General features: G+C 51.8%; 25 protein-coding genes. 15 read left to right on the forward strand and 10 right to left on the reverse strand.

Features of this window, described 5'->3' with window-relative positions:
* Window position 1: 1 nt before the first annotated feature.
* Window positions 2-577, reverse strand: a complete 576-nt coding sequence (gene dcd / locus CSQ88_RS00475) for a dCTP deaminase (RefSeq protein WP_099396154.1) — start codon at window positions 575-577, stop codon at window positions 2-4.
* Between the two features lie 93 nt (window positions 578-670).
* Here dcd and CSQ88_RS00480 point away from each other — a divergent pair, with 93 nt between their 5' ends.
* Window positions 671-1,126 (forward strand): peroxiredoxin, encoded by a 456-nt coding sequence (locus CSQ88_RS00480; protein WP_180273476.1) that lies wholly within the window; start codon window positions 671-673, stop codon window positions 1,124-1,126.
* An 83-nt stretch (window positions 1,127-1,209) separates the two neighbouring features.
* Window positions 1,210-2,619 (forward strand): PhoH family protein, encoded by a 1,410-nt coding sequence (locus CSQ88_RS00485; RefSeq protein WP_099396156.1) that lies wholly within the window; start codon window positions 1,210-1,212, stop codon window positions 2,617-2,619.
* A gap of 553 nt (window positions 2,620-3,172) precedes the next feature.
* Here CSQ88_RS00485 and CSQ88_RS00495 read toward each other — a convergent pair.
* Together CSQ88_RS00495 and pta are read right to left on the reverse strand one after the other, a co-directional pair.
* Window positions 3,173-4,678, reverse strand: a complete 1,506-nt coding sequence (locus tag CSQ88_RS00495; protein ID WP_257212354.1) for an AMP nucleosidase — start codon at window positions 4,676-4,678, stop codon at window positions 3,173-3,175.
* Window positions 4,679-5,004: 326 nt separating this feature from the next.
* Window positions 5,005-7,050 carry a phosphate acetyltransferase gene (pta, locus tag CSQ88_RS00500; RefSeq protein WP_099396159.1) on the reverse strand — a complete coding sequence of 682 codons (2,046 nt, stop codon included), beginning with the start codon at window positions 7,048-7,050 and terminating at the stop codon, window positions 5,005-5,007.
* Between the two features lie 439 nt (window positions 7,051-7,489).
* Between pta and CSQ88_RS00505 the strand changes: the two genes are divergently transcribed.
* Window positions 7,490-8,275, forward strand: coding sequence for a ParA family protein (locus tag CSQ88_RS00505; RefSeq protein ID WP_099396160.1), 786 nt, complete (start codon window positions 7,490-7,492; stop codon window positions 8,273-8,275).
* A 191-nt stretch (window positions 8,276-8,466) separates the two neighbouring features.
* Here the strand turns inward: CSQ88_RS00505 and CSQ88_RS00510 are convergent, their stop codons facing one another.
* Entirely contained in the window at window positions 8,467-9,099 is a 633-nt protein-coding gene (locus tag CSQ88_RS00510; protein ID WP_099396226.1) for a DNA-3-methyladenine glycosylase, read from the reverse strand.
* Window positions 9,100-9,211: 112 nt separating this feature from the next.
* Window positions 9,212-10,543 (reverse strand): metalloprotease PmbA, encoded by a 1,332-nt coding sequence (pmbA, locus tag CSQ88_RS00515; RefSeq protein ID WP_099396161.1) that lies wholly within the window; start codon window positions 10,541-10,543, stop codon window positions 9,212-9,214.
* A 198-nt stretch (window positions 10,544-10,741) separates the two neighbouring features.
* Here pmbA and yjgA point away from each other — a divergent pair, with 198 nt between their 5' ends.
* From yjgA to CSQ88_RS00545, 6 genes are all read left to right on the forward strand, one after another.
* Window positions 10,742-11,302 (forward strand): ribosome biogenesis factor YjgA, encoded by a 561-nt coding sequence (gene yjgA, locus CSQ88_RS00520; RefSeq protein WP_099396162.1) that lies wholly within the window; start codon window positions 10,742-10,744, stop codon window positions 11,300-11,302.
* Window positions 11,303-11,959: an HAD-IA family hydrolase gene (locus CSQ88_RS00525; protein ID WP_099396163.1), complete on the forward strand. Its 657-nt coding sequence runs from the start codon at window positions 11,303-11,305 to the stop codon at window positions 11,957-11,959.
* Complete coding sequence (mog, locus tag CSQ88_RS00530) at window positions 11,956-12,537, forward strand: molybdopterin adenylyltransferase (protein ID WP_099396164.1); 582 nt, start codon at window positions 11,956-11,958, stop codon at window positions 12,535-12,537. Before CSQ88_RS00525 ends, mog begins: the two co-directional genes overlap by 4 nt.
* Before the next feature lie 79 nt (window positions 12,538-12,616).
* A complete protein-coding gene (locus CSQ88_RS00535; protein WP_099396165.1) occupies window positions 12,617-13,288 on the forward strand; it encodes an alpha/beta hydrolase in 672 nt (223 codons plus the stop codon).
* A gap of 184 nt (window positions 13,289-13,472) precedes the next feature.
* The gene (locus tag CSQ88_RS00540; protein WP_099396166.1) at window positions 13,473-14,225 is read left to right on the forward strand and encodes a 5'-methylthioadenosine/adenosylhomocysteine nucleosidase; all 753 of its coding nucleotides are present in this window, start codon (window positions 13,473-13,475) and stop codon (window positions 14,223-14,225) included.
* Window positions 14,226-14,612: 387 nt separating this feature from the next.
* Window positions 14,613-14,957 carry a hypothetical protein gene (locus CSQ88_RS00545; protein WP_099396167.1) on the forward strand — a complete coding sequence of 115 codons (345 nt, stop codon included), beginning with the start codon at window positions 14,613-14,615 and terminating at the stop codon, window positions 14,955-14,957.
* A 51-nt stretch (window positions 14,958-15,008) separates the two neighbouring features.
* On the opposite strand, the gene CSQ88_RS00550 is transcribed toward CSQ88_RS00545, so the two are convergent.
* The 5 genes from CSQ88_RS00550 to ribBA all read right to left on the reverse strand — a co-directional run bounded on the left by CSQ88_RS00550 (window position 15,009) and on the right by ribBA (window position 18,618).
* Window positions 15,009-15,518, reverse strand: a complete 510-nt coding sequence (locus CSQ88_RS00550) for a phosphatidylglycerophosphatase A (RefSeq protein ID WP_099396168.1) — start codon at window positions 15,516-15,518, stop codon at window positions 15,009-15,011.
* Window positions 15,508-16,467: a thiamine-phosphate kinase gene (gene thiL, locus CSQ88_RS00555; protein ID WP_099396227.1), complete on the reverse strand. Its 960-nt coding sequence runs from the start codon at window positions 16,465-16,467 to the stop codon at window positions 15,508-15,510. Before thiL ends, CSQ88_RS00550 begins: the two co-directional genes overlap by 11 nt.
* A gap of 107 nt (window positions 16,468-16,574) precedes the next feature.
* Entirely contained in the window at window positions 16,575-17,042 is a 468-nt protein-coding gene (nusB, locus tag CSQ88_RS00560; RefSeq protein ID WP_099396169.1) for a transcription antitermination factor NusB, read from the reverse strand.
* Window positions 17,039-17,512 (reverse strand): 6,7-dimethyl-8-ribityllumazine synthase, encoded by a 474-nt coding sequence (gene ribH, locus CSQ88_RS00565; protein WP_099396170.1) that lies wholly within the window; start codon window positions 17,510-17,512, stop codon window positions 17,039-17,041. The genes nusB and ribH overlap by 4 nt, the downstream gene beginning before the upstream one ends.
* Window positions 17,512-18,618, reverse strand: a complete 1,107-nt coding sequence (ribBA, locus tag CSQ88_RS00570) for a bifunctional 3,4-dihydroxy-2-butanone-4-phosphate synthase/GTP cyclohydrolase II (RefSeq protein ID WP_099396171.1) — start codon at window positions 18,616-18,618, stop codon at window positions 17,512-17,514. Before ribBA ends, ribH begins: the two co-directional genes overlap by 1 nt.
* Window positions 18,619-18,973: 355 nt before the next feature.
* On the opposite strand from ribBA, the gene CSQ88_RS00575 reads away from it, so the two are divergent.
* Genes CSQ88_RS00575 through CSQ88_RS00600 form a run of 6 tightly spaced genes read left to right on the forward strand, consistent with a single transcriptional unit; the run spans window position 18,974 to window position 23,229 of the window.
* The gene (locus CSQ88_RS00575) at window positions 18,974-19,693 is read left to right on the forward strand and encodes a beta-ketoacyl synthase chain length factor (RefSeq protein WP_218962962.1); all 720 of its coding nucleotides are present in this window, start codon (window positions 18,974-18,976) and stop codon (window positions 19,691-19,693) included.
* A complete protein-coding gene (locus CSQ88_RS00580; protein WP_099396172.1) occupies window positions 19,686-20,468 on the forward strand; it encodes a 1-acyl-sn-glycerol-3-phosphate acyltransferase in 783 nt (260 codons plus the stop codon). The genes CSQ88_RS00575 and CSQ88_RS00580 overlap by 8 nt, the downstream gene beginning before the upstream one ends.
* Window positions 20,455-20,715, forward strand: a complete 261-nt coding sequence (locus CSQ88_RS00585; RefSeq protein WP_099396173.1) for a phosphopantetheine-binding protein — start codon at window positions 20,455-20,457, stop codon at window positions 20,713-20,715. The genes CSQ88_RS00580 and CSQ88_RS00585 overlap by 14 nt, the downstream gene beginning before the upstream one ends.
* Before the next feature lie 31 nt (window positions 20,716-20,746).
* Window positions 20,747-21,004, forward strand: coding sequence for an acyl carrier protein (locus CSQ88_RS00590; protein WP_099396174.1), 258 nt, complete (start codon window positions 20,747-20,749; stop codon window positions 21,002-21,004).
* Between the two features lies 1 nt (window position 21,005).
* The gene (locus CSQ88_RS00595) at window positions 21,006-21,539 is read left to right on the forward strand and encodes a hypothetical protein (protein ID WP_099396175.1); all 534 of its coding nucleotides are present in this window, start codon (window positions 21,006-21,008) and stop codon (window positions 21,537-21,539) included.
* Complete coding sequence (locus CSQ88_RS00600) at window positions 21,532-23,229, forward strand: AMP-binding protein (RefSeq protein ID WP_099396176.1); 1,698 nt, start codon at window positions 21,532-21,534, stop codon at window positions 23,227-23,229. The genes CSQ88_RS00595 and CSQ88_RS00600 overlap by 8 nt, the downstream gene beginning before the upstream one ends.
* Window positions 23,230-23,266 lie beyond the last annotated feature (37 nt).

Raw genomic sequence — 23,266 nt, forward strand, 5'->3', positions numbered from 1 at the left:
CTCAGGTCTTAGGCAGCGTTACGCCACTCTGGCCCTGATACTTACCACCGCGATCGCGGTAAGAGGTTTCACAAACATCGTCCTCATCGGCTTCAAAGAACAAGACTTGCGCTACGCCTTCGTTGGCGTAAATCTTGGCGGGCAGCGGCGTGGTGTTAGAGAACTCCAGCGTTACATAGCCTTCCCACTCTGGCTCAAACGGGGTGACATTCACAATAATGCCGCAACGCGCGTAAGTGGACTTACCCAGGCACACCGTCAAGGCATTACGCGGAATACGGAAATATTCCACAGTGCGTGCCAGCGCGAAAGAATTTGGCGGGATAATGCAATAACCCTTACCAGAAACATTCACAAAGCTGCCTTCGTCAAAGTTTTTTGGATCGACAATGGTCGAGTTAATATTGGTAAAAACTTTAAACTCATCGGCACAGCGAATATCGTAGCCGTAGCTGGAAGTACCATAAGAAACAATACGTTCGCCGTTTACTTCCTTCACCTGGCCTGGCACAAACGGCTCGATCATGCCGTGCTCGCTGGCCATACGACGAATCCACTTATCTGATTTGATACTCATTACTGTCACATCCCCATCACATATTTGCGGCTATTGTAGCTGCGGAGCATCTGCCACGCATCTATAATCATCACAACTAAGGAGATTCTCTTGATGCCCAACAAGCTTTGTCCAGAATTAAAACTCGCCACCACATCCAATCTGCACTTCGATACCACCGCACTGAAAGGCCAGGCCTTTGTGCTCTATTTTTACCCCAAGGACAGCACCCCAGGCTGCACCACCGAAGGCGGTGATTTTCGCGATCATCATGCCGAATTTCTCGCCGCCCAATGCCTTGTTTTTGGCATTTCCAGAGACAGCCTGAAAAGCCACGAAAACTTCAAAGCCAAACAAGAATATCCTTTCGAGCTAGTTTCTGACCCGGATGAGACAGCTTGCCTGGCTTTTGATGTCATGAAGCAAAAGAAGATGTATGGTAAGGATGTAAGGGGAATTGAGCGCAGCACCTTTGTGATCAATAAGGAAGGAGAAATCGCTAAAGAATGGCGTGGCGTGAAAGTGCCGGGTCATGTAACAGAAGTACTGGAGTTTGTAAAAACGCTTTAAGTTGCATTGCAGGGTGAGGCCGCACAAGGCTCAGGTTTTGTCCACTCACCCCAGCCCACCTTTTTCCGTTCCAGGAGTTCATCATGGCAACCCGCAAGCGCAAAGCACCGAGTGTCACCAAGCTCTTCGTTCTGGATACCAATGTTTTAATGCACGACCCCACCTCGCTCTTCCGCTTTGAGGAGCACGATCTCTTTCTGCCGATGATGACTTTAGAAGAGCTCGACAACAACAAAAAAGGCACCTCCGAAGTCGCACGTAATGCCCGGCAAGCCAGCCGTTTTCTGGAAGAGCTGATTTCCGGCAAAGAATCTGACCTGCATAACGGCGTACTGCTTGATACCGCCAGCAAGGGCCAGGCGCTGGGCCGGCTGTTTATGCAAACCGAAGCCATTACCAGCGTACTGCCCGCCCAGCTCCCTATGGGCAAAGCCGACAACCAGATTCTGGGCGTGGTACACCATCTGCAGCAAATGCACACCCAGCGCCAGGTGATTCTGGTTTCCAAAGACATCAATATGCGCATCAAAGCGCGGGCGATGGGTTTGGCGGCAGAAGATTACTTTAACGACAAGGTTTTAGAAGATACTGACCTGCTTTACACCGGTATGCGCGAAATCAACCAAAAGTTTTGGGAGCGCAACGGCAAAGATCTGCAAAGCTGGCAGGAAGGCGGCCGCAGCTACTGGAAAATAAAAGGCCCGGACTGTGCCGAGCTGTACGTTAACCAGCTGCTTTATCAGGCAGGCGACACGCCTTTATCTGCTCGCGTCATCAACGTGGAAGGCAAAACGGCGCTGATTGAAAGCCTGAAAGACTACAGTCATAACAAAAATGCCATATGGGGCATTGTCGCCCGCAATCGCGAGCAAAATTTCGCCCTTAATCTGCTGATGAATCCTGATGTTGATTTTGTCTCGCTACTTGGGCAAGCAGGCACAGGTAAAACCCTGCTCACGCTTGCAGCGAGCCTTGCGCAAACGCTGGAATCCAAGATTTACAGCGAAATCATCATGACCCGCGTCACGGTGCCGGTTGGGGAAGACATCGGCTTTCTACCCGGCACCGAAGAAGAAAAAATGATGCCGTGGATGGGGGCGCTGGAAGACAATCTGGATGTACTCAACCAATCAGATGCAGAAGCAGGCGACTGGGGACGCGCCGCCACGCGCGATTTAATCCGCTCACGCATTAAAGTGAAATCGCTCAACTTTATGCGCGGCCGCACCTTTCTCAAGAAATTTCTGATCATCGACGAGGCGCAAAACTTAACGCCCAAGCAAATGAAAACCCTCATCACCCGCGCCGGCCCCGGCACCAAGGTAGTGTGCCTGGGTAATATCAGCCAGATCGACACCCCCTACCTGACGGAGGGCAGCTCAGGGCTGACTTATGTAGTCGATCGCTTTAAAACATGGGAGCACTCTGGCCACATCACCCTGACACGGGGCGAGAGATCCAGGCTGGCGGATTACGCTGCTGAGGCTCTGTAGTTCTTAGGTTTTTGTAAGGATAAGGGTCTGCGTTGGCAGACCCTTAATTTCTGGCTATAAAACCAAGCGTTCTTTTCAAACCGACTTTACCTATCGGCTGCGCACTACGCTATGCTTTGATGGCGTCCTACAAGTACATTGACATGAAGACAACAACCGATTTGAGACTGGAATACGTGACTCTATCTTGGAACTACAACTTTCCGTCAGAGATAGAAACCGCCATCGAAGATGACTATGTAGTAAATCCACATTTGTACGATGAGGAATCACTAGAGAGGGTAAAGCTCTTGCTGTTATTAGACTCACATACCCCCCCAGAGCTAGCACTCGAGGTGGCAAAATTTAAACACCCCAAAAAGCCATGAGGCAGGAGGCATAGCAAAGTTAAATCTACTTGCAACTGTGCCATAAAAAAACCAGTGATAGCTTCAATCATTCACCATGATATAAAAAGTGATACCAAGCCGGCACGGGATAAACCGTGCACCAGCATGGTATCTCAGCAGCACACTACGCTGCCCTTTGAGCGCGCCCTACGGAGCATTGAAGCTTACTGAAACGCCACCTCAGCAAAACTCCTTAACTTACGGCTATGCAGCTGGCCTTCGCCCTGATCACGCAGCAGCTCCATGGCCCGAATACCAATTCGCAAGTGCTGATCAACCCGCTCGCGGTAGAAGTGATTGGCCATACCGGGGAGTTTGATTTCGCCGTGCAGTGGCTTATCGCTTACGCACAGCAAGGTGCCGTAAGGCACTCGGAATCTGAAACCGTTGGCGGCGATGGTGGCGCTTTCCATATCCAGGGCAATGGCGCGGCTTTGGCTAAAGCGGCGCTGCGGGCGGTTGTCGGGGAGTAATTCCCAGTTGCGGTTATCGGTGCTGGCCACGGTGCCGGTACGCATAATGCTTTTTAGCTCGGCGCCTTTCATTTCGGTGATTTGTGAAACAGCCGCTTCTAAGGCCAGCTGAATTTCAGCCAGGGCAGGCACCGGCACCCAAAGTGGCAAATCTTCATCCAGCACATGATCTTCACGCACATAGCCGTGCGCCAGCACGTAATCGCCCATTTGCTGCGAATTACGAAGGCCCGCGCAATGGCCCAGCATAATCCACGCATGGGGGCGCAATACGGCAATATGGTCGGTGATGGTTTTAGCATTGGCGGGGCCAACGCCGATATTCACCATACTGATACCGGTATTGTCTGCACGAATCAAATGGTAAGCGGGCATTTGCGGCAGGCGCGGTGGTGCTGCGCCCAGCGCATCAATCGCTTCGGCATCAAGGCCAATGCGGCGGGTAATCACATTGCCCGGCTCTACAAAGGCAATGTATTCGCTATCCGGATCTTGCATGCATTCATGCCCAAGCCGCACGAACTCATCAATGTAAAACTGGTAATTGGTAAATAAAACAAAATTCTGAAAATGCTCGGGCACCGTGCCCGTGTAATGGCGCAAGCGGTGCAGGGAGTAATCAACCCGCGCTGCGGTAAACAAAGACAGCGGCTCCGGCTCGCCCGGCTTAGGCTCGTAAGTGCCATTGGCAATGCCATCATCCATGGCGGATAAGTCAGGCAGATCAAACATATCGCGCATCAGCTGGCGGCGCTCTGCTGTGAGCGTGCCTTCAATATGATCGTGCTCGGCAAAAGAGAAATGCACCGGCATGGGCTGGGTGCTTACGCCGACTTCCAGCTCATTCTGATGGCTTTGCAAGAGCAGCGTAAATTGCTCAAGATAATATTTATCGTAAAGATCAGGGCGGGTTAAGGTGGTTTCAAAGCTGCCCGGCCCCGCCACAAAGCCATAGCTTAAATGCGCACTCTCATTGGTGAGCCTTGCAACGGTATCGGTTTGAATTCTTACAAAAGGATAATAAGCCCGAACATGACCTGGCAAAGCTTCGCCAGCCACAAAACGCTGCATGGCATCACGCAAATGCGCCACACTGCTTTCATAAATCAAACGCACCTGCGCAAGGGCATCAAGCGGATCTGTATGGCGGGTTGGTGCAATAAACTCGGGCAAATAAGGCATACGTCGACGGCTCATTGGGGCGTCTCCATTTTTTTCATTGGAATTACACAGAACAAATCTTTCTACCGGACCCATTCTACTTTTAAACAGATTACGATTATCTTATTTTATTGAAATTCCGAATCAGACTTAAGCCAGTGCAAGCGGTTCAAGTGAATCGTGATAAATATGTGTGCAACTTTTTACAATATAAACACGGGCAATAGCTAAAACTATCCAGTCAGACAGCCACTCTAAAAGCAATATTCACCCAGCAAAAAAACAGCAGTACGCCCGGCAACAGCAGGTTCAGGCATAAAAAAACCGGGCACACGGCCCGGTTTTTGTCTCTGGCAAATTGATTACGCCGCCAGGTTTTGCGCCTGAATGGCAGTCAGGGCAATGGTAAACACAATGTCATCGACCAAAGCGCCGCGTGACAAATCATTTACCGGCTTACGCAAGCCTTGCAGCATTGGGCCAACACTCACCACATGGGCGCTGCGTTGTACGGCCTTGTACGTGGTATTACCTGTATTCAGATCAGGGAATACAAACACGGTTGCCTTACCTGCCACAGCGCTGCTCGGCGCTTTTTGTGCCGCCACTTCAGATACCGATGCTGCGTCGTACTGCAGCGGGCCATCCAGCACCAGATCAGGGTAGCTGCTGCGGGCCAGCTCGGTGGCTTCGCGCACTTTATCCACATCGGCACCTGCACCAGATTTACCGGTACTGTAGCTGATCATGGCTACTTTAGGATCCACACCAAATGCGCGGGCACTATCCGCACTTTGCTTCGCGATCTCGGCCAATTGCACTGCATTCGGGTTAGGATTAATCGCGCAATCGCCATAAACCAGCACCTGCTCCGGCATCAGCATAAAGAAGACCGAAGAAACAATCGACGAGCCAGGCGCAGTTTTGATCAGCTGCAACGCAGGGCGCACCGTACTTGCTGTGGTGTGGATCGCGCCAGACACCAGGCCATCTACCTTGTTCACAGCCAGCATCATGGTGCCCAGCACAACGGTGTCTTCAAGCTGTTGCAATGCCTGGCCTGGGGTAAGGCCCTTGCTCTTACGCAGCTCAACCATCGGATCTACATACTCAGCGCGGATCACATCCGGATCCAGAATCTCAAGGCTTTCTGGCAGCATCACACCCTGCGCAGCGGCAATGGCTTCGATGGTGGCGCGTTTACCCAGCAAGACGCAGTGGGCAATGCCTTTTTCTTCACAAATAATGGCGGCACGAATAGTGCGTGGCTCTTCGCCCTCAGGCAAGACCACGGTTTTACGCACTGAGCGCGCTTTCTGGATAAGCTGGTAGCGGAAAGCCGGTGGCGACATCCGTGACGACGGCGGCACTTGCACCGCATTCATCAGCATGGCCATATCGATTTGCTCGGATACGGCATCCAGCACCAGATTCATGCGTTCGCTGTCGTCGGTGGCTACCGCCGGTGGCAATTGGGTAATACGAATCGCGGTATTAAAGCTGTCGCTGTCTGTACGCATCACCGGAATGCCGCTGGTTAAGGCCTGGCGTGATAACTCCAGAATACGGCTGTCCGGCTGGCTGGAATGCGTCAGCAGCAGCCCGGCCAGTTGCACACCCTGGCTGGCGGCCAGAGCAGTTGCCAGCATCACATCATCCCTGTCCCCGGCGCTTACCACTAAAGCACCTGCTTTCAGGCGTTCGATTACTTCAGGAACAGAGCGGGCTGCCACCACGGTTTCCAGCACGCGGCGGTTTGCAATATCCCCTTCAATCAGGATTTCTGCATTCAAATGACGGGCAATATCTAAAGTGCGCGGCGCAAGCAAAGCCGGATCAAACTTAATAAAGCCCCACAATGGAATACCATCCAGCTCGTATTGCACAGAAGCTGCGTCAAACTGCGCGGTGGCTTTATTGAAAATCACACCGGCCACTTTGCAGCCTTCATTTTTCAGCTGGCTGGCCGCAAGGCGGGATTCTGCCACCGCCCCTGTTGCACGCGCATTGGCCACTAAAATCACTTCTGCCTGCAAGCTGCGGGCCACTTCATTATTCAATCTGGCGGTAAATGCATTGCTTGGATCCAAATGCATGCCTTCAACCACTAATACATCCACGCCATGCGCCGCGCCCATACACAGGCTGACAATATCTTCCAACAATTCATCATTCTGCCCTGCAGATACGCGGGCAATAACCTGCGCAATCGATAAAGACTGCGGACATTCAATCTGGCAAATTTGTGAGGCAAAATGCGTAGAGCGCTCAATCCCCTGCGGCTCTTGAGAAACCGGCTTTACAAATCCCACTTTCAGGCCCTGGTGTTGTAAAGCGCGAACCACACCTAAAGAAACCGAAGTAAGGCCGACATTTTGTCGGGTTGGAGCCACAAAAAAGGTTTGCATATATCATCCTCAGCACGTAACAAACTTTGCTACTAAAAAAACACATCAAATAAGGGGTGTAAGGCTGGCGGGCATGCATCTAAAAAAATAGGATGCCCGCGAAGGCCGTCAATGTAGAACAAAGCGCCGCGTTTAGGTCGGCAACTTTCACACCTTGAGCACGATCTTTGTTCCATGTCATAAAAAAATGCTGCAACGCACACTAAATCGGCTAAATTCAAACCCGGCGCGGGTGTTTTAATGAGTTTAGCAGCCTTGCCTGCAAAAAAAGGGCCGTTTGCCCGCCGGCTTCCAAGCGCCAGAAACCTTAGTATTTGCTTAAGTAGTCCTGTCACCCTGCTTTAAAACAGCGTTTCGAGTTAGAATCGCACAGCAACATTAAGCAGGCACTGCACAGATAGGCTTGCCCACCACTCCATTCATCACCGCGGTGAGATTTATGACGGTTATTGTCGTTTTCAATCAAAAAGGTGGCGTAGGTAAAACCACCGTCAGCGCCAACCTGGCCGCCGCCATCGCCAAAAATGGCGTAGAGCCGCTGGTGATTGATTTAGACCCGCAAGCACACCTCACCTCGCTATACGGTATTAAACCTAAAAGCAGCCAAAGCATTTATCGCTTCTTTCAGGGGGCAAGCACACTATCTGATTTAATTATTACAAGAGATGACGGCATTAACTTTGTGCCATCTCATTTAGAGCTGGGAAAAGTAGACGCGCAGCTTACCCGCCACAAAGATCATGTATGGCGGCTGAAGCTGGCACTGACAGCAGAAATGCTTTCGGGCTTTGGCCTGCCCATCATTATTGACTGCACGCCCACACTGGGTGTGTTGTCGTTTTCGGCCATGTTTGCCGCCGACATCATTCTGGCCCCCGTTGCCGCCGAATACCTGGCCCTGAACGGCGCGGTACAGCTGGCGCAAACACTGAAAGGACTTGAGAAGTTTCAGGCCAGAAAACCAAGGCGTTTTTTGATCAACCGCTACACGCCGGGGCAAATCACATCAGAAACCGTGGCAGGCCAACTGATCAAACACTTCCCCGGAGAAGTGCTTAAAACCCGCATCAGAGAGCAAGAAGCGCTATCAGCGGCGGTAGGCAGCGGTGCAAACATCTTCGACTTCGCCCCTACTTCTGGCGCAGCAGCAGATTTCACTTTCTTACTGGATGAGCTGATCGAATCAAACCTCATCTCGCTATCGCTGGATTTGCCGTTTGAGTGAGGCTTTTTGATAAAGGCAGAAAGATCTGTAGACACAGAGAACCATCAAAAACCCAAATCTTGAACCACAGAGAACACGGAGGACACAGAGTCCCACAGAGAAAATCAATCACTGGGTTTCTCTGTGGGCTCTGTGTTCTCACCACTCTCTGTGCCTACAGACTCTTTTGACCTTACTCCCCACGATCGCCACTAATACTCCACCGGCACCGGATCAAGGCTGCGCCAAAGATACCAGGTAGCGACGGTGCGCCAGGGTTGCCATTTTTGCGCCAAGTCACAAATATCGCCTCGCGGGAGTCGCTCATTGTTGTGGTAAAGCAGCGCAATCGCCTTGAGCAGGCCGATATCGTCCAGTGGCAGCACATTGGGGCGCAGCAGGTAAAAGATTAAAAACATTTCGGCGGTCCAGCGGCCTATGCCGCGGATATCGACCAGCTTGCCAATCACAGCCTCATCGTCCAGATCATGCCAAAGCGCCACATTCAGGAGCCCCGCCTGCTGATGCCTGGCTAAATCATATAGATATTCCACTTTGCGGGCGGATAAGCCGCAGGCGCGCAATTCCTCCACACTACTTTCCAGTACGCGCGCAGCTTCAATTTTTTGCACATGAGCCGCAAACCGCGCCCAGACCGAATCCGCCGCCTTAACAGAAATTTGCTGGCCGACAATGGCACGGGCCAGGGTATGAAACACTTCGCCGCGCCCTTCCAGACTGATATCGGGATAGCGGGCAATCAGCTCCGCCATCACAGGGTCAACTGCAGCCAGTGCCGCAGTGGCCTCGTCCCAATAGGCAGGCTTGCCGTAAATTGCGCTCATTTGATCCCCCTGCAGCCGTGGCGTTGCAAAGCTAAAACCCGTCTGACGGGCAAAAAAATGGCGGAACAAGGGGTGAAGCTTGCCCCCCCCTTTTCCGCCTTATTCCAGCAAATTACTCGCCCGCAACCGTCATTTTACTTACTAAAATCGAACCGACCTTACGACTAGACCAAGGCTGGCTATCGTCACCAATACCAACGATATTTTTAAAGATGTCACGCAAATTACCGGCGATGGTGATTTCCTCTACCGCGTATTGAATCACGCCGTTTTCCACCCAAAAGCCTGCAGCACCACGGGAATAATCACCCGTCACCATATTAGTGCCGTGGCCAAGCAATTCAGTGACAAATAAGCCGGTACCCAACTCTGCCAGCAATTGCGCAAAGGTATGCGTTGGCGCAACGATCAAATTGTGCGAGCCGCCCGCATTACCGGTGGTGCTCATGCCTAATTTGCGTGCGGAATAGCTGGATAAGAAATAGCCATTTAACACACCTTGGCTCACCACATCGCGCGCGACGGTAGCCACGCCTTCGGCATCAAATGCGCCGCTGCTCATGCCTTTTTTCAGGAAGGGGTCTTCTTTAATGCTGACACAAGGCGCAAAAATGGTTTGCCCTAAGCTATCAGGCAGAAAGCTTGATTTACGGTAAAGGCTGCTGCCGCTTACAGCCTGCACAAAGGTGCCAATCAAGCCGGAAGCCACCGGCGCTTCAAACAGCACCGGATATTCGCCCGTTTTTACGCGGCGGGCACCAAGGCGGCGTAAAGAGCGCTCGCCTGCCCGCTTTCCCACAGCAACAGCCGAATCCAGGTCTTCAGGTGATCTGGCCGAGCTGTACCAGTAATCGCGCTGCATCCCCGATTCATCTTCGGCAATCACCGCGGCAGAAAGGCTGTAGCGCGAGCTGCGCTCCGTCCCCATAAAACCTAAGGAATTGGCATATACAAAACGGCTTGCCCCGGTGGAAACCGACGCACCTTCCGAATTACTGATGCGCGCATCCACACCACGAGCCGCGTCTTCACACTCGGTTGCCAGCGCAATGGCGCCTTCTACCGATAAATCCCATGGATGGTATAAATCAAAATCCGGAAAAGACGTTGCCAGCCGGTCTGCATCCGGCAGGCCGGCAAATGAATCAGCGGCGGTAAAGCGGGCAATGGCCAGCGCCGCCCGGACTGTTTCTTTAATGGCATCAGCTGAGAAATCACTGCTGCTGGCATGGCCTTTTTGCTGACCCAGATAAACGGTAACGCCTACCCCTTTATCGCGGTTGTATTCGATGGTTTCTACTTCACCCAGGCGCACCGATACATTTTGCCCATAGCCCTCAGACACATCCACATCGCAGGCTGTTGCGCCTTGATTTTTCGCCTGCTCGAGCACCATGGAGGCTAAATCACATAATTCTTGCTGATCAAAACTAAATTCGGACACAGTTCATTTCCTGTTTAGCGGTTCGTTGTTATTAAACACTTTTGCGATATATAAGGCGCTTTGCCTGCCGGAACAAACGGTCAAAGCGCTCATTTTTGATCAAAACCCTGAGCCTCTGTTCTTTTTTCTATGCACTCTATGGCAGAGAAAGAGGCAGTCTTTGGTATCATACCGGTTTTGCAAGCAAGTAACCCTATCATGGCAACACCAAAACACGACCTTCCTGACGACGATATCGAGTACGTCAGCAAAACAGAAATGAAGCGCGAGATGACTGCGCTGCAACAACTCGGCGAAAAACTGATCCCGCTGGATAAAAAACAACTGGCTACGCTAAAGCTGCCGGAACGGCTGTTTGACGCCATTTTAGCGGCAAAAAAAATCACCGCTAACGGCGCAACAGCAAGGCAAAAGCAGTTTATTGGCAAACTGATGCGCGATGTGGATCCGGAGCCGATTAATGAGCTGCTGAATAAGCTGGCCGGTTTGTCCGATCGCCACAGTGCATGGCTACACCGCCTGGAACGCCTGCGTGAAGGCATGCTGGCCGACCCGAAAGTGGTTGAAAATTTCGTCAGTGAGCACCCGACTGTAGAAATTCAGCAGCTGCGCCAGCTGGTTCGTAATGCTTTAAAAGAGCGCGAGCTGCAAAAACCGGCCAAAGCGTTCCGCGAATTATTTAAATTAATCAAACAGTACATTCCGGAGCCAGCTTTACCCGGCCTTGAAGTATCTGCCCCTGAAGAAGACGAAGAATAAATGACCTGGCAAATCGAATGTGCTGCACTGCTGTTCGATATGGACGGCACCTTAGTCGATTCAACTCCTTGTATTGAAGGATTGTGGCGGCGATGGGCTGTTCGCCAGCGTTTAGATCCGGATTTTGTCATGCAGCATGTGCACGGACGGCGCGGCATCGAAACCATTGCCCTTGTTGCACCGCATCTTGATGCCGCAGCCGAAGTGGCTGTTTTATTGCAAGAAGAAGCGCGTACCTTAGATGGCACCGTGGCCATTGACGGTGCGGCGGATTTCCTGGCACAGCTTCGCCCGGATCAATGGGCTGTTGTGACCTCCGCCCCGCGCAACATTGCCTTAGCTAAATTAGCGCATGCGGGCCTGCCTGCACCAGCAAGGCTGATTTCGGCAGACGATGTTACACATGGCAAACCGCATCCCGAAGCCTTTTTAAAAGGCGCTGCACTATTTGGCTTAGATCCGCAGCAATGCGTGGCCTTTGAAGACGCGCTGAGCGGCGTGCAATCGGCACAAGCGGCGGGCATCCCGGTGATTGCACTCACCTCATCGCACACTACCCGGGAACTCAGCCACGCCGAACACATCATTACTAATTACCACTCGCTAACCCTTACTACTGGGGATCGAATGGTAATTTCAGGACTTAGCCCGCAATGAACACGCTAAAAATTGGCCTTGTTTCTATTTCTGATCGCGCCTCAAGCGGCGTGTACCAGGATCTTGGCATCCCCGCCTTAGAAGAATGGCTGGGGTGTGCGCTCAGCAGCCCGCATCACACCATTAGCCGTTTAATTGCCGACGAACAAGACCTGATCGAAGCCACGCTAAAAGACTTGGTGGATGCAGAAGGCTGCCACCTTGTATTAACCACCGGCGGAACCGGCCCTGCGCTGCGCGATGTGACGCCTGACGCTACGCTGGCGATTGCAGATCGCGTCATGCCCGGCTTTGGCGAGCAAATGCGCCAAATCAGCCTGCATTATGTGCCCACGGCCATCCTTAGCCGTCAAGTGGGCGTGATTCGCAAACAGTGTTTGATTTTAAATCTGCCCGGCCAGCCTAAATCAATCAAAGAAACGCTGGAAGGCGTGAAAGATGAAAACGGCAAAGTCTTAGTCAACGGCATCTTTGCCGCCGTGCCCTACTGCATTCAGCTGTTAGATGGCCCCTATATCGAAACCCACGCAGCCATCGTTGCCAGTTTCAGACCCAAATCCGCCATTAAAGCCCAATAAACAGCTGTTCAAATTTTAAAGCGCAGCCGGATAGCCATCGCGCGCTGATCATCTGCGGGATAACAAAAAGGAATCAAGCATGAGTACTGCTGAATTACTGCAATGTGTAGAAATTGAAACCGCCAGCCAGCCCACCGCCAGCGTGATCTGGCTGCATGGCCTTGGCGCGGACGGCAATGATTTTGCGGGCATTGTGCCTGATTTACAGCTGCCGGCTGATTTAGCCGTACGATTTGTGTTTCCGCACGCCCCCTATATGCCGATCAGCTGCAACAACGGCTATGTGATGCGGGCCTGGTACGATATTTTGCATTTTGATCAAATCAGCCGTCAGGCCGATGTGACAGGCGTTAATGCCTCAGTAGAAATGATCCGCGCCCTGATTGCGCGTGAAAACCAGCGCGGCGTGCCGAGCAATCGCATTATTCTGGCGGGTTTTTCACAAGGCGGCGCGATTGCCTATACGGCAGGCACACTACACCCGGAAAAGCTGGCCGGTATTGTGGCGCTATCCACATACCTGCCTGCGCCTGAGCTGATCCAGGCCGGGCTGAGCAACCAGGACACCCCTATCTTTGCCGCACACGGCAGCGCCGACCCTGTGGTTGGCCTCGCTCTTGGCGTGGCCGCTAAAGACACGCTCAGCGGGCTGGGCTTTACCATCAGCTGGCAAACATGGCCGATGCAGCATTCAGTCTGCATGCCGGAAATCCAGGCAATCGGGCAGTTTATTCGTCAGCGCTTAGCCTGATCCATAAGAGCAGAAAACAGTTTTAAAATTGTTTTCTGCTTTGTCATTCCCCGGCACACCGCCACGCCATCGGCAGCAAACTTTACTTTTAGCTGAAAAGTGATTATTTCATTTGGCATAAGCCTTGGTCTGAGGCATTATCCGCCACCTTGCCGCGCGCGTTTTTTGTAAGTCAGAAAATAAAATGAAGATTGGAATTATTGGTGCAATGGAGCCCGAAGTGGCCCATCTTATTGCTTCGCTGGAAAACAGCAGCAAAGAAACTGTAGCCGGGATCGATTTTTACAGCGGCACGCTGGCAGATCATCAAGTGATCGTCACCCGCTCTGGCATTGGCAAAGTCGCCGCCAGCATCGCCACCACGCTGTTGATCGCCAAATATCAGCCTGAGGCCATTATTAACACCGGCTCTGCGGGTGGCTTTGTGGATCATTTATCGATTGGCGATATCGTCATCTCATCCGAAGTACGTCACCACGATGTGGATGTCACGGCATTTGGTTATGAAATCGGCCAAATGGCTCAGCAGCCTGCCGCCTTTACGCCGGATGCAGATTTAGTTGCCGCAGCGCACCGTGCCGTAGCCAGCCTTGGTCAGGTGCAGGCGATTGATGGCTTGATTTGTACAGGCGACAGTTTTATTTGCGACAGCACCCGCACAGCGCAAATGCTCAAAAATTTCCCAACCATGGCCGCATGCGAAATGGAAGCGGCAGCAATTGCTCAGGTTTGCTATCAGCACGAAGTGCCTTTTGTGATTATCAGATCGCTGTCTGATAACGCCAATAACGATTCACCTGTCGATTTTGACCAATACATCATCAAAGCGGGCCACCATTCCGCACTGATGGTGATTGCGCTTTTAGAAGAGCTGGATGCAATGGGCGGATCGTTCCAACCCATGCATAAAAAACAAAATACACAGTCTCTGCACTAAGCGTATCTCTCAATGCGTTACAGGCCACGCGCCTGTAACACCCTCCCGCCTTTCAATTTCAATATCCCCGCAGTGAATCGATTCACCCTCTTTTATTTTCATTCAATACCAGTTCAGACAATTCCCTCGCACGCAAACATGACAAAGCAATATAAAAACAGCCATACAGCTCAATTTCTGGCAATAAAACAACGATTCGTAACCAGCGGCCGCAACAAAAAAGCTATTTTTTGCTATTACGCTCCATCCCAAACCCATACGCATAATTGCCGCAATTCACCTTAATACCAAATAAATTAAGGGGAAAATAATTGAATTGATCACTCATTTAATCAGGGCGGAAAATCATCACTCATCAGGCAGGCATTACTGCTTCAGGAGTGAGAAATGAAGTACTTATGGGCAGGAATATATATTGCATTCAGCGTGCAAATCACCAGCCACTCTCATGCAAGCGTACTTGAAATAAAGCCAGACACCGAATTAAATACAATGAGTGAAGTGAATCACTTTATTGAATCGCCAGCAAAAAAATCAAATGACATAAACAAAGTAATTCCGGAATGGAAGCAATTAAGAATTGCCGATATGGCCAGGCATTCCACCTCACCGGCGCAAAACAATGCCATGATGGCAGCGCCACATAAAACGATTCCAGAGCCAGAAACGTATTTACTGATCAGCCTTGGCGTTATCGCCTTAATCAGCAAGGGGCGCCATAGGAACAGATAAGCAAAAAGAGTTTAAGCAAGGCTTAAACTCTTTTTCTGAAGTGTCGTTCCTTTACGCCAAAGAATAAAAATGCTGGATCAGCAGCAAAGCCAAAACGGCGTAAGCACCAGCAAGAATATCATCGATCATTACCCCAATCCCACCGGGCACCCGCAGATCAAACCAGCAAATAGGCCAGGGTTTTAAAATATCAAACACCCTGAACAAGGCAAATGCCAGCGCCCAGCCTAATACCGTTACTGGTACAAAAAGCAGCACCAGCCACATGGCGACAATTTCATCAATCACAATGCCGCCATAATCATGCACCCCCAGCGTTTTACCCGTCACCTCGCTCGCCCAACAGCCAATCACAAACACCGGCAGGCAAAACCACGCAATCGCCTGCGGAGAAAGCCATTGCATTAAAAGAGCAAATAAGGGCAAAGCAGCGATCGTGCCAAAAGTACCGGGTGCTTTTTTCGCCAGGCCACTGCCAAAACCAAAAGCAATAAAATGGGCGGGGTGAACAAACAGAAAGCGCCATGTCGGGCGCACCAGGGGGGCTTGTTTATGACTCATAGGCGAAGTGATCAAATCCATGAAAGATAATCGGCAGGGGCTGGCGGGAGGCATCAAGAAGATGCACAGTGTTGCCCTGAGTAATTTTACCCACAAGAGTAAGCCCCAATTTAAGCTCATCGGCTAGGGCAATAATAGCCTTATGCTGATCGGGTGCAGCCGTAAAACACAGCTCATAATCATCCCCGCCGGCCAAAAAAGCCTCCTGCCGTAAAAGCTCAGGTAAGGCATGCAGGTCTTCTGCAACAGGTACGGCATCCAGCCAGACTTCGGCTCCGCACGCTGACTGCTCACAAATATGCCGCAGATCGGCCAGCAAGCCATCTGAAACATCCAAAGCGGCACTGGCGATGCCGCGCAAACGCAAGCCCAGCTCAATACGAGGCACGGGCATATCAAGACGCAGATCGCACCGCTCAGCCACATCAGAAGGCAACTTCACCCGCCCAGTGCGATGCATAACGGCCGCTGCAGCCGCCCCCAGCGGCCCGGACACCCACACTTCGTCTCCTGGCCTGGCCCCGCTTCTCAAAAGCGCCTGCCCGCGCGGCAGGCTGCCTGCAATCTGAATAGCTACCGTTAAAGGGCCGCATGTTGTATCGCCCCCGATCAGCGAAATATCATGCTCACCGGCCATGGCAAACAAGCCCCGGCTGAAGGCCTCCAGCCATGGCTTATCCATTTTGGGCAGCGCCAGAGAAAGCGTAAACCAGTCTGGCTTTGCGCCCATGGCAGCAAGATCAGATAAATTAACGGCCAGCACTTTGCGCCCCAGGCGCTCCGGATCAGCACCCGAAAAAAAATGCCGCCCTTCAACCAACATATCTGCAGAGATGGCCAGCTGATGCCCGGCTGCAACAGACACTAATGCCGCATCATCACCAATTCCTAAATCTGCATTTTTGGCAGGGCGCTTGAAATAATGAGCTATCAGATCAAATTCGTTCAAAGCGTTTTCAAATCCACAAAGAATAAAAGGCAACAAACAGGTGTTTTATGCAAATTGCAAGCAAAAAAAGACGGGCCAAGCCCGTCTTTTTATCAAACTAAATCTCATTAACCATGACGTTTAGCGCGTCCTGCACTCACTTCCTCGCTGCGCACCACCGCTGCTAATTTATCCAGCACACCATTAACAAACTTATGTCCATCAAGGCCGCCAAATGTTTTGGCCAGCTCGATAGCTTCGTTGATAATGACGGGATACGGTGTTTCCGGCATGGAGATAATCTCATACGCGGCCACGCACAATACAGCGGCTTCTACCATGCTGACTTCATCCATAGGACGATCAACATGAGGCGCAATCGCGTCCTGCAAGGATTTCATATCCTTGATGGCACCAAACAGGATGGAGCGAAATAATTTTTCGTCCGCACGGGCAAAGCTGGTATTGCTTTCACGCAAAAAGGCTTCGATATTGCCGACGTTATCGCCAGCCAGCAGCCATTGATAGATACCCTGCACGGCAAATTCGCGTGAGCGGCGGCGGGCTGATTTTGGTTTTGCTACTTCTTCGGTCATGCTTGTAATGCCTTTAATAAATTCGCTGTTTCTACGGCGACACGCGCAGCATCTGTGCCTTTTTCCAGCACACGCACTTCTGCCTGTTCGTCGTTTTCAGTGGTTAATATGGCGTTTGCCACGACAATACCGTAATCGAGTCCAATACGGCTTACACCGGCGCCTGATTCATTGGCAACCAGCTCAAAATGATAGGTTTCGCCCCGAATGACTGCGCCCAAAGCGATCAGTGCATCAAAACGATCGGATTCAGCCATCGCAGCCAGTACCAGCGGGATTTCCAAAGCGCCTGGCACCGTGGTAATCAGCATATCCTGCTCAGCCACGCCCAGGGCTTTAAGTTCTGCAACGCAAGCATCGCGTAAACCTTCACAAACCGGCGTATTAAAACGGCTCATTACAATACCGATACGTAAACCATTGCCAGCCAGATTAGGTGCAATAAAAGGAATATTTGCAGCGACGCTCATTATTTTTTTCCTTGAGATAGTTCAAAGCCAGTAATTTCCAAACCAAAGCCCGTCATGCTCGGAATGCGGCGCTCTGGCGACAACAGGCGCATTTTACCCACACCTAAGTCTTTTAGCATTTGTGCACCAATACCATAGGTGCGCAAATCCCATTTCTTGTTTTCATTTAAGCCTAATTCCGGCAAGGCGCGAGCTAATAAATCGTTGCCATCTTCAGCGCGATGTAAAAGCACCATCACGCCACAGCCGGCTTTAGCAATGGCTTCTAAGGAAGACTTCACATCCCATGAATGCCCGGTCTGACCTAAATCCATCCAGTCGATCACCGACAAAGGCTCGTGCACCCGCACCAATGTTTCAGTCTCTGCACTTGGCTGGCCTTTAATCAGCGCCAGATGGCTGGCTGAAGTGAGCTTATCGCGGTAAACCGCCAGCTCAAACTCACCTGCAAACGTTGTAATCATGCGGCGTCCGGCGCACTCCACCAGCGTTTCGGTACGGCTGCGATAATGAATCAGGTCGGCGATAGTACCAATTTTTAGCTGATGCTGTTCAGCAAATACTAAAAGTTCAGGTAAACGGGCCATAGTACCGTCGTCATTCATGATCTCGCAGATCACGCTGGCAGGCGTTACGCCGGCTAATGCGGCCAGATCACAGCCAGCTTCAGTATGCCCTGCCCTGACCAATACCCCGCCTGGCTGCGCCATAATCGGGAACACATGGCCAGGTTGCACGATATCGCTGGCCTTTGCATCAAAGGCAATGGCTTTTTTAATGGTTAAAGCGCGATCATGTGCAGAAATACCGGTAGTGACGCCCTCCGCCGCTTCAATCGATGCAGTAAAGTTAGTCCCAAAACTCGATCCATTTGCACGCACCATGGGCGCCAGGCCCAAATGAGCACAGCGCTCGGCATTAATCGTCAGGCAAATCAGGCCACGGCCATGTTTGGCCATAAAGTTAATCGCTTCTGGCGTTACAAAATCTGCCGCCAGCACCAGATCCCCCTCGTTTTCCCTATCTTCTTCGTCAACCAGCACCACCATGCGCCCGGCGCGTAATTCTTCGATAATTTCCTGGACTGGGGAGATATTGACACTCATAGCAGTACCTTTATTTTTTAAGATCACTTAAAGCAAATAAATTCGGCCTTACCCGCCACAACATCATTTTTTCAAACATCAAATCCTGATTGCAGCAGGCAATAAGCGGCTATTGTCCCAGATCAGCGGACGATAGACCATAAGCAAGCCACTTTTCCCATCGGCTTATCATAAGAAATAGATCAGAATTATTAAAAACAGATATGACACCAGGGCAAAGTGCTTTCTTTCAGCTGACGCCTCTGCTATTCTCGCGAACTTCAAAGCATTTGCTGGCAAAGCGAACGGGCGCGGATAAAGGAATAATGTGCGTCATTCGTTCAACGATCCGGATAAGTAAGCAGCCAGACAATCAATGATTCAATTTCAAATCTCAAATTGGGCCGCCTGGGCTCCTGGCTTGCATGACCAATCGTCATGGCTGGCTTATCTGGCCGCGCCCCATACCCCTACTGGCGATGAAACCCCCGCATTAAGTGAAATGCCGGTCATGCTGCGCCGCCGCGTAGGCCACCTAGGTAAAATGGCCTTACAGGTGGCTTATCGGAGCAGTGAAAAAGACGCGCAATGCCCGGTCATTTTTGCTTCCCGTTATGGCGATATGGCGCAATCGGTAGAGCAACTCAGTCAATTAGCGCTTAGCAACGCCGTTTCCCCGACTGCATTCAGCATGTCGGTGCATAACGCTATTTCAGCCTTATTTTCTATTGCCCGCAAAGATACCGGCAGCTATACCGCCATCGCCGCAGGCCAGGAAACCACAGAAGCCGCATTCACAGAAGCGTTGGCACTGCTGGCTGATGGCGCAGCCAGTGTGCTGCTGGTTTATTACGACGAACCCCTGCCGCAGCCTCATCATATTTTTGCCGATACGCCTGAGTTTCCACACGCCTTTGCCTGCCTGCTGGTCAAAGCAGAGCAAGGCATCAGCCTTTGCAGCAAAGCCTGCGGGCAGAGCCAAGAAAAAGACGATCTGCCGGGCAGCATTGCTGTGCTGCGTTTTTTACTTTCCAATCAGCCCGAATATCTGCATACCGTGGGCCCGCGAACCTGGGTCTGGCAGAGAAATGCTTAAGACACTGGAAAGAAGCTGGCGGATTATCGCGACTGCACTCGCTTTTTCTGCCTTTGGCCTGGGTGGTCTGGCGCTGGGCCTGGTTTTTTTTCCGCTCTTGCATTTATGCGTACGCCACAGCGCACATAAAACCCGCCTGGCACGCTTAACGGTTCACTACGCTTTTAAGTTTTTTATTGAATTAATGCGCGTGCTGGGCATTTTGCGCTATAGCATCAGGGGTCTTGAAAAACTGCACCGCCCAGGGCGATTAATTCTTGCCAATCATCCCACGCTGATCGACGTGGTATTTTTAATTTCCTTAGTTAAAAACGCGGATTGCGTCGTCAAGGCAGGATTAACCCAAAACCCTTTTACCCGCGGCCCCATAAAAGGGACTGCCTATGTTTGCAATAATTCCGGCTCGCAGCTCATCGACGACTGTATTGCTTCGGTACACGCAGGCAATGATTTAATTATTTTCCCTGAAGGCACGCGCACGGCGACAGACGGATCAATGAAGCTACAGCGCGGTGCAGCCAATATTGCCCTGCGTGGCCAGTGCGACATCACCCCTGTAACCATACGCTGCCAGCCACTCAGCCTCACCAAGGGTTTACCCTGGTGGAAAGTGCCTGCCAGCCGCATGATTTTCACCCTGGACATTGGGGACGATATTGCTGTTGCCCCTTTTTTAGAGCAGGCAGGCGGCGAAACAGCCCTTGCCGCCCGTCAGCTCACTCAATATTTGCACGACTATTTTTTACCGGAGAACACTGCCCATGCTGGCGCTTGAACAAGAAATCAAACAACTGATTATCTCGGCCCTCAACCTTGAAGACCTGAGCCCGGAAGAGATCGACTCCAGCGCCCCGCTGTTTGTGGATGGCTTGGGTCTGGATTCCATTGATGCCTTAGAGTTGGGCTTAGTGCTGCAGAAATCCTATGGAGTCAGTCTGTCTGCAGATTCAGGCGAAACCCGCGCGCATTTTGCCAGCGTGCAAGCATTAGCAACCTTTATTGCCTCAGCACGTATTAACTGACAAGTACACCCGTGTGTAGCAAGGAATACCCATGACCAAGCAAGAAATGTTTGAACGCCTCAGCGCCATTTTGCAAGAAACTTTTGATACCGAAGCCAGCAAAATCACTCCTGAAGCACGCCTTTACGAAGATCTGGATATCGACAGCATTGATGCGGTTGATCTCATCGTTAAACTTAAACCTATTGCAGGCAAACGCCTGCACCCCGATGCATTTAAAGCCGTGCGTACCTTGCAAGATGTTGTTGATGCACTCTATGAGCTGATGCAAGAAAAATCTGCAGCTTAAAATGCGTACCCTCGTTTTAGGCATCATCACCCTCGCTTACCCTGTGCTGATTTATCTTGGTTTGGGCCATTTCGAGCCAAAATGGCTGGCACTATTGCTGGTGGCCATGGCCTTGGTACGTGCCTTGCTCACAAAAGAGAAAATCTGGCTGATTGCCGCTGCGGGCGCTGCCTTGCTGGCCATGGTAAGTTTTGCAAGTAACCAGCTTTTGCCTCTCAAGCTTTACCCCGTTCTGGTTAATGGGGTGCTCTGTGCCGCCTTTGCACTGTCGCTGGCGTATCCACCCAGCGCCATAGAGCGCCTAGCGAGGCTGAGCGAACCCGATCTGCCAGAGAGCGGTGTACGGTATACGCGCCGGGTCACGCAAGTTTGGTGTGGTTTTTTTATTTTTAACGGCTGCGCGGCCTTGATCACCGCGTTTTGGTCGGACGCTGCCTGGGCCTTATACAACGGATTGATTGCCTATCTTCTGATGGGCGTACTCTTTCTGGGGGAATGGATCATCAGGCGGCGAGTCAGGGCTGCTTATGGCTAACTTTATCTCACTTGACCGCCTGCTGTTTACAGGCCGGGAATCCACTTTCCCCCTGGCAAAAAATGCCGCGCAAATGATTGATTACGGCAGCTTCAGCAGGGATGTTGCCCGCTGGCAGCATGCATTCCGCCTGCACAGCGGCAGCCGCTTTGCACTGTACTTTAATGACAGCGCCACTTTTGCCGCCGCGCTTTTAGGCGCATGGCACGCGGGTAAATGTGTCTGCCTGCCCAGTGACACCCTGCCTGCCACTTTGCAAAAACTGCAAGAAACAACGGATGGTTTTGCAGGTGATTTTCCGGCTGCACTCTCGCCCATCTCTGCGACAGAATACGCTGCAACAAGCTGGCAAGTGCTGAATTTAAATGCTGTGATGCTGGTGGTCTATACATCGGGCAGCAGCGGCGAGCCCTGTGCCATTCCTAAAAAACTCTCACAGCTGGTCAGCGAAGTCGCGGCGCTTGAAACCTGCTTTAGTAAACAAAGCGCCGGGGCCACCGTACTGGCCACCGTCTCGCATCAGCATATTTACGGGCTATTGTTCCGCATTTTATGGCCGCTCTCGGCAGGGCGTGTCTTTGATACGGAAAGGCTGGTTTTTCCTGAAGACATTGCCGCCGCGCTGAGCGATGCCTCGCCTGCCGCAACGATTCTGGTAGCCAGCCCCGCCCATTTAAAACGCCTGCCTGAGCAGCTTAACTGGCAGACAGAATCCTTACGCGCGGTGTTTTCTTCTGGCGGCCCTTTGCCTGCGGAAGCCCTGCCTGCCTGCCGCAATTTACTTGGCAGCGCCCCGTTTGAAATCTATGGCAGCTCAGAAACCGGCGGCATTGCCTGGCGGCAACGCCAGCAGGATCATCAGACCGCATGGAGAACACTGCCCGGCATTGCGATCCGCGTAGAAAACGAAACGCTCTTTTTGCGCTCACCCCATCTGAGCAATAACGACTGGCAAGCCGGCAATGATCGCGTATCGCTCACCCCGAATGGCTTTGAGCTGCTTGGGCGCAGCGACCGCATTATCAAGATCGAAGAAAAACGCGTTTCACTCAGCGCAATGGAGCAGGCGCTGCTGGCCACACAGCTGCTGGACGAAGTGCGCCTGATTGCCCTGCCCGGCTCACGGCTTTCTCTGGGTTTAATCGCCTGCCCCAATGAAGCAGGCTGGCGCTTAGTGGATGAGCAAGGCAAGAAGGCACTGAATCAGGCCTTACGCAACGCCCTGGCAGAATCAAGCGAGGCCAGTGCCCTGCCGCGCCGCTTTCGCTATATCTGGGCTTTGCCCAGCAATACCCAGAGCAAAACCACCCACGCGGCACTGCTCGCACTGTTCGATCCGCGCCGCCCCGAAGCACGCCTGATTGAGCGCAGCAAAGACGCCGCATTGCTGAATATTGATGTAAACGCCAGCTCGCCCTTTTTTGATGGCCACTTTAATACGGCCCCCATTCTGCCGGGCGTGGCTCAGACAGAGTGGGCGCTTTGCCTTGCGCGTGAGCTGTTTGAGCTGCCCGCCGTGTTTTTGCGCATGGAAGTACTGAAGTTTCAACAAGTGATCCTTCCGGGCAGCCAGATTCAGCTGGAGCTGAAAACACTCAGCAAAGACACTGAAACCTTGCTGACATTTAAATTTGTATCTGCAGCAGGCACACACGCCAGCGGCCGGATTGTTTTAGGAAATACTGCATGAATATCCACATGGTGATTCCTGCATACCAACACATGAT

It is taken from the genome of Iodobacter sp. BJB302, assembly GCF_002735645.1.
Classification (GTDB): Bacteria; Pseudomonadota; Gammaproteobacteria; order Burkholderiales; family Chitinibacteraceae; genus Iodobacter.